Genomic DNA, 9270 nt, shown 5'->3' with positions numbered 1-9270 from the left:
ATCAACGCTGCTAAAGCAGGAGACTTTGAAAAAGCAGATGAAAAATTAAAAGAATCTGATGGTTTTTTGACTGAAGCTCATAACGTCCAAACCGGGATGTTAACTGAAGAAGCTAAGGGAAACCATGCTAAAGTTTCACTGCTAACGGTTCATTCACAAGACCACATCATGAATGCCATTACTTTTAGAGATTTAGCTGGAGAAATTGTTGATTTATATAAAAAAATGGCCGAAAAATAAAGTGAGGTTTTAATCATGACTGAAAAGCATTATAAGATGCCGGAAAATTTCTTGTGGGGCGGTGCAGTAGCCGCTCATCAATTTGAAGGCGGATGGCAAGAAGGCGGTAAGGGAGTTAGCATTGCAGACGTGATGACCGCTGGAAACAAAGATACTGCTCGAAAAGTAACGGACGGTATTAAAGATGGAGAAGTTTACCCAAATCACTGGGGGATTGATTTTTATCATCGTTATCCTGAAGATATTAAACTTTTTAACGAAATGGGTTTCAAATGCTTCCGTACCTCGATTGCATGGACTAGAATTTTTCCTAATGGAGATGAAACCGAACCTAACGAAGCTGGTTTAAAGTTCTATGATGATATGTTTGATGAACTGTTAAAATACAATATTCAACCCATCATTACTTTGTCACACTTCGAAATGCCATATCATTTAGTAAAAGAATATGGTGGTTGGACTAATCGTAAATTGATTGACTTTTTCGTACGTTTTGCCGAAACAGTGATGAAACGCTATAAGGGAAAAGTTAAGTACTGGATGACCTTCAACGAGATTAATAATCAAACTGATTGGAGTAATCCTCATCATTTACTTCAAGATTCAGCCATTAAGGTTAAAGCTGGAACACCAGGAATGGAAGAAATGATGTATCAAGCCGCTCATAACGAAATGGTTGCAAGTGCTAAAGTAGTTGAACTAGGCCATCAAATTGATTCGGAATATCAAATTGGTGCAATGATTGCAATGTGTCCAATTTATCCACTAACTGCTAAGCCAGAAGACATCATGATGGCTGAACGTGCTATGCAAACGCGTTACTACTTTGGAGACGTTCAAGCTAATGGTGAATACCCTAATTGGCTTCCTAAATATTGGGAACGCCAAAACATCCATGTCGAAATTAGTGATTATGACCGAGAAATTTTGAAAAAGGGTGCAGTTGATTATATTGGATTTAGTTACTATATGTCATTTACAACTAAATCTACGGATGAAAATACCGACTATGCCTATAAAGAAGCACGTGATTTAGTCGACAATCCTTATGTTCAAAAATCAGATTGGGGCTGGCAGATTGATCCTGTTGGTCTACGTTATTCGATGAATTGGATGCAAGATCGTTGGCACAAACCTCAATTTATTGTGGAAAATGGTTTTGGAGCATACGACCAAAAAGAAGCCGATGGTGCTGTCCATGATGATTATCGCATCAAGTATTTCCACGATCATATTTTAGAGATGGAAAAAGCAGTTGCCTTAGATGGGGTCAACTTAATTGGTTATACTCCATGGGGATGCATCGATTTAATTTCAGCAAGTACTGGAGAAATGGCTAAACGTTATGGATTTATCTATGTTGATCAAGATGACCAGGGTAATGGTAGTCTAGAACGTTCGAAGAAGGATTCATTTGATTGGTACAAACAAGTAATTGCATCTAATGGTGAAGATTTATAGTAAGTTGTTTAAGAATAATCAAGTTTTAAAGAGGTGATGTTGATGTTTAGTTATGAAAAAGTTCAAACGTTGAATCAATTGGAATTGTTTGTGTATAAATACGTAACTAGTCATCTAGAAGAGTGTAAAACCATGACTATTCGAGATTTATCCACGCAGAGTCACGTATCTTCTACGACCATTTTAAGATTTTTGAAGAAAATGGGATTTGAGGGTTTTTCTGATTTTAAGTATGTTTTACGCCATCGAAATGATCGAACTCCTGCTAGTGAATTGAGCCAAGACTTAGGTCCAATAGGTCAATTTCTAAAACAGACTGCTACAACAGAATATACCGAAAAAATGGAAGAAGTTGCTCGCGTGGTTGCACAATCCAACACCCGTTTGTTCTTTGGAATGGGATCAAGTGGTAGTATGGCACAATATGGAGCACGAATTTTATCGAATTATGGGATGCTCACATTGGCCATTACCGATCCTTTCCAACCTCAACCCATCTCGGAACGCGACTATTCTAAAACATTGATTATTTTACTATCAGTCTCTGGCGAAACTGAAGGTGTTTTAACGCAGGCCAATTATTATCGCCAAAATGGGGCAAAAATTGTAGCAATTACTGCTAATAGTACTTCAACGTTGGCGCAGATTGCGGACTATAGTTTAACTTATGATATTCCCGAAAATAAAGTAGGATCGTTGAATTTTACATCGCAAATCCCAGTTGTCTACCTGCTAGAGCAACTTGGTGAAAAAACTAGTAAATTAGTTTATCATCCTGAAATCAGTCATGAAATTTAAATTAATGAAACGATAATCGGTACTTGACGATTATTGTTTCATTTTTTTGTTCTAAAGGACCAGAGTTAAGTTGACAAAGCAATGAAAGCGCTTAATAATTAGATATAGACAAATAGGAGGTTAGTTAATTATGAAAATAGCAATTGTAGGTTGTACACATGCAGGTACCTTCTCAGCGCAACAAATTTTAACTGAGCACCCCGATTATGAAGTAACGGTATACGAACGTAATAATAATTTGTCATTTTTATCTTGTGGAATCGCCCTTTGGGTAGGTAACCACGTTTCAGATCCTAATAAAATGTTCTATTCATCACCGGAGGCCCTAACTAAGTTGGGTGCTACTATGAATATGGAACATGATGTACTTAGTATCGACCCCGATAATAAAACTTTAGAAGTAAAAGATTTAAAAACCGGTGAAATTAAAACAGATACTTACGATAAATTGGTGGTAACTACTGGTTCAGCACCTATTATTCCTCCGATTGATGGAATCGATAATAAACGAGTTAAACTTTGCAAAAATTGGGCTCATGCTGCGGAATTAAAACGAATTGATGATGACATTAACTCAGTAATTGTAATTGGTGCAGGTTATATTGGAGCGGAACTTGCTGAACAATATGCCTTGACTGGCCGCGAAGTAACCTTGATTGATGGATTACCAAGTGTTTTAGCTAAGAATTTTGATCCTGAAATCTCTGATCGAGTAGCTAAAGATTACACTGATCACGGAGTTAAATTGGCCATGAACGAAATGGTTCAAGGATTTAGTGGTGATGATCAGATTACTGTAAAAACCGATAAAGGCAGTTACACGGCCGACTATGCTGTACTTTGCGTTGGTTTCCGCCCACATACAGAATTATTGAAGGGCAAAGTGGATATGTTGAAGAACGGAGCAATTATTACTAATGAGTACATGCAAACTTCGAACCTTGATATTTTTGCAGCAGGAGATTCATCCGTTGTTCATTACAATCCAACTGGAAAAGATGATTACATTCCATTAGCAACTAATGCAGTTCGTCAAGGAATTTTGATTGGACATAACATTGAAAAACCAACGATGAAATATCTTGGTACACAAGCAAGCTCGGCAGTAGCACTCTTTGGTAAGACGATGGCAAGTTCAGGATTAACTGTTGGTGCGGCTAAAGCACGGGGTGTAGAAGTAGACTCTGTAACCTTAGAACAAGACTACCGTCCCGAATTTATGCTTTCAACGACCCCAATCCTAATGCGGTTAGTTTGGGACCCAGAAACACGAGTGGTTCTAGGTGGATCATTCTATAGCGAATATGACTGTGCTCAATCAGCTAATGTAATTTCATTAGCTATTCAAAATAAGATGACGATTGATGACTTATCCATGGTTGATATGTTCTTCCAACCTAACTACGACCAACCGTTAAATTATATTAATGCGTTAGCAATGACGGCGGTGGCCCAAGCGGATGCAAAATAAATAATAAAATAGTTCAAAGAGGCGAAGGATGATGGCAAACAAAACCAAAGTTGCATTAGTAACGGGAGCAGGACAAGGAATTGGGGCAGCAATTGCGACCCGATTGGCTAACGATGGATTTGCGGTGGCAGTGGCAGATATGAATACTGAAACTGCTAACAAAGTTGCTGAAAAAATTAATAGCAATGGTGGAAGGGCTCTTCCAATCGTGGTTAATGTAGCAGAACGTGATAATGTGTTTGAAGCCGTTAGGACTACGATTCAGGAACTAGGTGGACTTGATGTGTTGGTCAATAATGCCGGCCTAGGACCTACCACACCAATTGATACAATTACACCAGAACAATTTGATAAAGTTTATCACGTTAATGTAGGTGGAGTACTTTGGGGAATTCAAGCAGCAACGGAAGCATTTAAGAAATTAGGACATGGTGGAAAAATCATCAATGCGACTTCTCAAGCCGGAGTTGTTGGAAACCCTAATTTGGCCCTTTACTCAGGGACTAAGTTTGCTGTCCGAGGAATTACTCAAGTAGCAGCACGTGATTTGGCGGATTTTGGTATTACAGTTAATGCTTATGCACCGGGAATTGTACGAACTCCGATGATGATGGATATCGCACATGAAGTTGGACAAAATGCTGGTAAAGATGACGAATGGGGTATGCAACAGTTTGCTAAAGACATTACCTTAAAACGTTTGTCAGAACCAGAAGATGTGGCAGCTGCAGTATCATTCTTAGCAGGACCAGATTCAAATTATGTAACTGGACAAACAATTATTGTAGATGGTGGAATGCAATTTCATTAAAATAAAAAAACTTTTGAAACAGGGGAACTGTTTCGAAAGTTTTTTATTTTTTAAGGATATTTTGAACGATTTTTTGTAATTCAGGCACAACTTCCTGCTCGAACCAAGGATTTTTAGCCAGCCAAATGTTGTTACGAGGTGAAGGATGCACCAAAGGAAAGTATTCGGGAAGAAAGTTACGATAATTTTGCACCAGATTAGTTGTAGTGGTAGAGCGAGGAACATTTAAATAATGTTTTTGCGCATAGGATCCGATTAACAGAGTAAGCTGGATGTTAGGCATAATATCCAGCATTTTTTGATGCCATTTTTCAGCAACTTCTTTACGAGGCGGAACGTCGCCACTTTTAGCTTTACCAGGATAATAGAAATCCATTGGAATTACCGCAATATCACCAGAATTATAAAAAGTATCCCGTGAAATTCCCATCCAAGCGCGTAAACGATCACCACTTTGGTCGTTCCACATAATTTCCGTATCTTGGACTTTTTTTCCGGGGGCTTGTCCCACAATTAAAATTTTTGCTTGGGGATTAATACTATAAATTGGATGCCATCCTTTAGCAGTATAAATTGCATTTTGAGGATCTTGCATGATTTCTTCGAAAAAAGGCATGTTGTAGTCCATCGTTAATCCTTCCTTTAAAACTATTTACAAATTATGGTAACACTAAATGGCACTGAGATAGTAAAAAACAAACATCATTAAATATAGATGTTTGTTTTTTTGAAGTAATAGTTTTAGCAATAATTAGAAATAATCTGCCAAAATAGGTTTCTGAGGTACGGTGATGGCATCTAAGTTTTTTACGTTATCTGATGTCCAACCGACGATTTTTCCATGTTCTACCAAGGATGCTGCTGAGCGATATCCAAAAAGAATTTTAGTTAATTGTTGGATTGTAATCGCGGTATGAGTATCTAATGGTACGTTTGATTTTTGAACCGAACGTACTTTTCCGTCAAATTCAAAAGTCCAATGTCCATTATTTTCAGAAAGGACATCATCAATAACATCCAGGGTGAACTTAGCTGGAGTTGATGTAGGATACTTTTCTAAGAAGTCTTGCAAATTAACAATTCGGGCCATCATATAAGGCTGGACGGTAGTTGTCACGCTATAAGGTTCGTCGACTAGATCAAAATCGATATCAGCGACAGGGCTTTGATAGATAAAGTTTTCGGCAGTAGTTCCATGCTTGGTGACGAATTTCCAAAGTGCTTGGCGACTTTCAATATCGGTGTTAGCAACTTCGTAAATGATAAATTCGCTAGCGGTACGTTCGTAGATGACATAACCAGTAGGTTGTTGATGTTCAAAAGCTACGGCCAGTTGGCGATTAGCAAATTTTTTAGGTAGATAATCCCACCACCAATCGGCTCGGTTTAAACCTCCCCGTTGAGCTAGTGGAGACTGTTGATAGATTGATTTTAGTAAATCAGTATTTGAACTAAAGTCAAGGCGTTTAACTTGGACGTTTTCGGTATTTTTTGAAATACGTGGTAATTTATCGCTAGCCATAGTGTAGGTAACATGGTCAAAAACTTGTTCATAGCCAAAGCGTCGATAGTAACTGAAAGCAAATGGTGCGAGGTAGGACAAAGTTACCTGGTTGTCATACATATCCTGTAAAGCAGCTTTCATCAATTGGCTCGCGCCCCCTTTACCAGATGCTTCGGGAGCGCTCATCACATCGCTAATACCGTTCATTTTAAAATTGGTTCCAAAAAAATTTGTTTCAAAAGGAATACTTAAAATACTAGTTTCAATTTGACCGTCAACGGAGATTCCATAGGGAATAGCGTGTTGGAAACGACGATTCCAGAAATCGCGACGGTTAGCGCTATCTTGCGCATTAAATGCATATAGATATAGTTGATAAATTTCTTCTTGGTATTGTTGATCGAGAATAAAATTACTCATTACTAGTTCCCCCAAAACGTGATTAATACTATCATTATACCATTTTTGAAAACGTTATCTTAAAATTAGACGTCCCATATTAAAATTTTTTTGTTATAATTGAATATTGTAAATAGTAATTATTACTCTTTAGGAGAAAGAAATGCGAAAAAAAATAATTTGGTTAGTGTCAATGTTATTGTTTAGCACTATTTTTGTTGCGGGATGTGCTGGACCTAAAAGTAAGTCCAGTGGCAAAGTAGAAGTGATTAGTACACTTAACTTTTATGGAGAAGTGGCTAAAAAGGTTGGCGGAAATCGAGTGCAGGTTACCAACATTATTGATAATCCAGCAGTCGATCCCCATGATTTTGAGCCGACAACTAAGACGGCTAAATTAATGACCGACGCGGATATTGTAGTTGAAAATGGAGTAGGAACAGATACTTGGGTTCAAAAAATCACTCCTCAAAAAAAGCAGCTTAAGGTTTTAAATATGGGGAAACTCACGGGTAAAGTTGATGGTGATAACCCACATTTGTGGTATAAATTATCAACAATGAAAACCTTAGCTAACCATTTAGCTAAGGAATTAGGGAAAAAGGATCCAAAACATCAAAAAGAATTTACCGAAAATGCTAAGAAATATGTTGAATCACTTCAACCAATCCAACAAAAGATTGATCAAATTAGAGCAGAAAGTACTGGCAAAAAAGTAGCAGTTACAGAGCCAGTATATGATTACACGCTGGATGAGCTCGGATATAAAGTTAGCGACCGAGCTTTCGCTTTAGCAATTGAAAATGAAACAGATCCATCGCCTAAAATGGTGGAAAAATTACAAAAAGATGTAAAACAAAAACGGATTGAATTTATTGTAAATAATCAACAAACTGGTAATAAAGTAATCGATGAGCTTCTAAAGCTAGCTAAGAAAAACGATACTCCAATCGTGAACGTCACAGAGACGATGCCGAAGGGAAAAAATTATCAAACGTGGATGCTTTCACAGTTAAACCAAATTAGTAAAATACAAGAGGGTAAAAATTAATGACTGAAACGCTTGTTCAGGTTCAAAAATTAGCAATGGATTTTCCAGGGCAAAAATTATTTAATAATTTGAGTTTTGATGTAGATCGTCGTGACTTTCTAAGCATTATCGGCGAAAATGGGGTCGGAAAGACGACTTTGATTCGCGCACTACTGAATCAAGTTAAGCCTACGAGTGGTAGCATCAAATTTCGTAAAGGGACGAAGGTAGGCTATGTGCCTCAATTTAGGAATATTGAACGAGATTATCCCTTATCTATTCGAGATTTCGTAGCCTTAAATTTACAAAACGGAAAAATGCCGTGGCTATCCAAAATGGAACGAACGCAACTCGATGAAATTCTTGAAGAAACTGATTTAGTTGATATTCAAAATACTAGAATTGGACGAGCTTCGGGTGGACAAAAACAGAAAGCCTATTTGGCACAAGCCTTAGTGGATAATCCAGATTTATTGATTTTAGATGAATCAACAGCTAGTTTAGATACAGTTCGTAAATATGAACTATTTAATTTAGTCCAACACTTTAATCAACAGCATGATTTAACCGTAATTTCCGTTACGCATGATTTTGATTTAATGCAACGCTACTCCAATCGTTATTTGATGCTAAAAGAAGATCACTACGCATTGGGAGAAGTAGCTGATATTAAAAATGAGGAGGACTTGCTAGATGTTTAGTTTTGAGTTTATGCAAAATGCCTACATTGCAGGGACCTTCATTGCCATTATTTGTGGAATTATGGGTGTGTATGTTGTAGGACGTAACATGTCATTTTTATCACACATGTTATCTGAGATTGGTTTTTCTGGAGCTGCTTTTGGTATTTTTATGGGATGGCAAGCCTTATCCGGCATGCTATTATTTACAATCGTTAGTTCGATTTTAATCGGTAAAATGAGTGTACAAGCTTCCAAACGAGAATCTGCAATTTCGGCAGTTTCAAGTTTATTTTTAGGATTAGGAATTTTATTCTTATCGATTTCCAATAAAAATGTTAGCTATGCTACAAATATTTTGTTTGGTAGTGTAATTGGAATTGGGCGAGATGAAGTTAATCAGGTACTGTTGTTAACAATCATTTCATTAGTATTTATTTTATTTTTATACCGGCCCTTAAAATATGATTCCTTTGATCATATCGGAGCTTCAGTCAAGGGAATTCATACCAATTTTGTTTCAATTTTATTTTTAGTGGTATTAGCGCTCAGTGTTAGTACAGCAGCCCAAATTGTGGGCTCATTGCTAATTTTTGTACTGCTAACCTTGCCGGCAGCTGCGGCTAAGATTGTTGCCAAAACGGTAAGTGGAATGATGCTCTTTGCGATTAGTGCCGCTTTAATTGGAGTCTGGTTAGGTTTATATTTAGGCTATGTAACTAATTGGCCAGTCAGCTTCTTTATTGCGCTAATTGAATGTGTAATCTATTTTGGTTCGATGATTATAAAAAAAGATAATTAATTAAAAAGACTGAATCCTAAACGATTCAGTCTTTTTATTATATTTTTGGTCTAAATCCGAACATTATTAATGAA

General features: G+C 37.2%; 10 protein-coding genes. 8 read left to right on the top strand and 2 right to left on the bottom strand.

The annotated features are described in order from the left end of the window. The 5 genes from HFC68_RS07500 to HFC68_RS07480 form a co-directional block, all read left to right on the top strand. Window positions 1–240 (top strand): PTS lactose/cellobiose transporter subunit IIA (locus HFC68_RS07500; RefSeq protein WP_167399759.1); only part of this gene is annotated, 240 nt, incomplete at its 5' end. 15 nt (window positions 241–255) lie between these two features. After that, on the top strand, window positions 256–1701 hold the full coding sequence (locus tag HFC68_RS07495; RefSeq protein ID WP_011672978.1) for a 6-phospho-beta-glucosidase: 1446 nt from the start codon (window positions 256–258) through the stop codon (window positions 1699–1701). A gap of 42 nt (window positions 1702–1743) precedes the next feature. Continuing rightward, window positions 1744–2499 carry a MurR/RpiR family transcriptional regulator gene (locus HFC68_RS07490; protein WP_011672979.1) on the top strand — a complete coding sequence of 252 codons (756 nt, stop codon included), beginning with the start codon at window positions 1744–1746 and terminating at the stop codon, window positions 2497–2499. Window positions 2500–2629: 130 nt separating this feature from the next. Further along, the gene (locus HFC68_RS07485) at window positions 2630–3970 is read left to right on the top strand and encodes an FAD-dependent oxidoreductase (RefSeq protein WP_011672980.1); all 1341 of its coding nucleotides are present in this window, start codon (window positions 2630–2632) and stop codon (window positions 3968–3970) included. 31 nt (window positions 3971–4001) lie between these two features. Then, on the top strand, window positions 4002–4781 hold the full coding sequence (locus HFC68_RS07480; RefSeq protein ID WP_011672981.1) for a (S)-acetoin forming diacetyl reductase: 780 nt from the start codon (window positions 4002–4004) through the stop codon (window positions 4779–4781). Window positions 4782–4824: 43 nt separating this feature from the next. On the opposite strand, the gene HFC68_RS07475 is transcribed toward HFC68_RS07480, so the two are convergent. Further along, entirely contained in the window at window positions 4825–5409 is a 585-nt protein-coding gene (locus tag HFC68_RS07475) for a uracil-DNA glycosylase family protein (protein ID WP_011672982.1), read from the bottom strand. A gap of 123 nt (window positions 5410–5532) precedes the next feature. Next, on the bottom strand, window positions 5533–6705 hold the full coding sequence (gene eis, locus HFC68_RS07470; RefSeq protein ID WP_011672983.1) for an enhanced intracellular survival protein Eis: 1173 nt from the start codon (window positions 6703–6705) through the stop codon (window positions 5533–5535). A gap of 142 nt (window positions 6706–6847) precedes the next feature. Between eis and HFC68_RS07465 the strand changes: the two genes are divergently transcribed. The 3 genes from HFC68_RS07465 to HFC68_RS07455 are packed head-to-tail and all read left to right on the top strand — an operon-like array spanning window position 6848 to window position 9196. Continuing rightward, complete coding sequence (locus HFC68_RS07465; RefSeq protein WP_011672984.1) at window positions 6848–7735, top strand: metal ABC transporter solute-binding protein, Zn/Mn family; 888 nt, start codon at window positions 6848–6850, stop codon at window positions 7733–7735. After that, window positions 7735–8415 carry a metal ABC transporter ATP-binding protein gene (locus tag HFC68_RS07460; protein WP_002832718.1) on the top strand — a complete coding sequence of 227 codons (681 nt, stop codon included), beginning with the start codon at window positions 7735–7737 and terminating at the stop codon, window positions 8413–8415. Before HFC68_RS07465 ends, HFC68_RS07460 begins: the two co-directional genes overlap by 1 nt. Then, a complete protein-coding gene (locus tag HFC68_RS07455; RefSeq protein ID WP_002832719.1) occupies window positions 8408–9196 on the top strand; it encodes a metal ABC transporter permease in 789 nt (262 codons plus the stop codon). Before HFC68_RS07460 ends, HFC68_RS07455 begins: the two co-directional genes overlap by 8 nt. Window positions 9197–9270: the final 74 nt, after the last annotated feature.

Source organism: Pediococcus sp. EKM201D (assembly GCF_011800215.1).
Lineage (GTDB): Bacteria > Bacillota > Bacilli > Lactobacillales > Lactobacillaceae > Pediococcus > Pediococcus pentosaceus.
The sequence above is the reverse complement of the archived record's forward strand: the minus strand, read 5'-3'. Positions and strand labels throughout refer to the sequence as shown.